Source organism: Microbacterium sp. BF1 (assembly GCF_019279095.1).
GTDB classification, from domain to species: Bacteria; Actinomycetota; Actinomycetes; order Actinomycetales; family Microbacteriaceae; genus Microbacterium; species Microbacterium maritypicum.
In genome coordinates this window covers 1-1415 of record NZ_JAGYWT010000596.1, presented here as the reverse complement: position 1 = coordinate 1415, position 1415 = coordinate 1, and the positions used below count along the sequence as shown (strand labels likewise).

2 protein-coding genes are annotated in these 1415 nt (G+C 66.6%); both read right to left on the bottom strand.

The annotated features are described in order from the left end of the window. Window positions 1-416, bottom strand: a 416-nt coding sequence (locus tag KZA10_RS15235) for a carbohydrate ABC transporter permease (RefSeq protein WP_374196602.1), incomplete at its 3' end; no start/stop codon positions are given. 2 nt (window positions 417-418) lie between these two features. Beyond that, window positions 419-1415 (bottom strand): extracellular solute-binding protein (locus KZA10_RS15230; protein WP_218683307.1); only part of this gene is annotated, 997 nt, incomplete at its 5' end.

The following is a 1415-nucleotide window of genomic DNA, read 5'->3' as shown; positions in this document are numbered from 1 at the left end:
ATCATGGTGCGCCAGAGGCCCTTCGCCCGCAGCTTCGGGTCGTTGAGCAGGTTGGCGAGCACCATCGCCAGGATCAGCATGATCGGCACCTGCACGACCAGGTAGAACACGGTGTTGAACATGGTCAGCTGGAAGATCTCGTCCTCCAGCAGCCGGCCGAAGTTCATCCACAGCGGCTCGGCCCAGTCCAGCCGCGATCCTCGGCCCGTCTGCAGGGCGAGGACGAACGCCTGGATCATCGGCACGAAGCTTAGCAGCGTGATCAGAAGGGCTGCCGGGAGCAGGAACCCCCATCCGGTGAGGTTCCGGCGCCGTGCGGTGTGCAGCCACGGGCCACGCGGGGTGAAGTCCGGCGGAGGGGTGCTCCGCCGCTGACGGCGCGGTGTGTCGGCCGTCACGATCGCCTGGGTCGCCATGATCAGTTCATCGCGAACTCGACGTTGGCCTGGGCCTCGTCGAGTGCCTCGTCGATGCCGGTGCCGCCGAGGATCTTGGTCATCGCGGCGCTGACCGCGTCACGGCCCTCGTAGTAGTAGACGCCGGTGTTGTTGCTCGGCACCTGGGCGCCGAACTCGACGACCTGCTGGAAGATCGGCTGACCGCCGAAGAACTCGCTGGGCTGCGCGTAGACGCTGCTGTCACCCGCGGGGATCCAGTTGGCCACGGCGCCGGACTTGGGCAGGATCGTGTCGTAGAAGTCGGTGGAGCCGGCGAAGGTGGATGCCAGGAAGTCGGCGGCCAGCTCGGCGTCGCCGGTCGAGCTGATCGCCCACGACGAGCCGCCGTTGGCGGAGTAGTTCGTGGCGCCGGGCACGCCGTCGAGCTTGGGCAGGTCGGTGATGGCCCACTTGCCCGCCTGGTCGTCGGCGGTCTGGATCGAGCCGGTGATCCAGATGCCGTTGATCGTGCCGGCGACCGAGCCGTTCACGAAGGTGCTGATGTACTCATCCCAGGAGTTGACCTCGACGAGAACGCCCGATTCGACCAGCTCGGCGTACACCTCGATGGCGTCGACGAGCTCGTCGTTGCCGGCGATGGTGGGCTGGCCGTCGGCGTCGAACAGGCTGGCGCCCGCCGACTGCAGGATCATCATCAGGATGTCGGAGGAGCCGGCGACGCCGGACAGCAGCGGCTTGCCGGTCTTGGCCAGCACGTCCTCGGCCTTGGTGAGGTACTCGTCCCAGGTAATGCCGGTGAAGTCGTCGACGGTGTAACCGGCCTCGGCCAGCACGTCGGTGCGCAGCGCGTTGATCGCGGTGCCGGAGTCGAAGGGCACGCCGTACTGGTCGCCGTCGATCTGCGAGTACGCGGTGACGCCGTCGGGGAACTGCGAGAAGTCGATCTCGGAGCCCGAGTAGTCGCTGAACAGGTCGGGGTAGTTGATGACGTTCTTCTGGAAGGCGTTGTTCTGCATC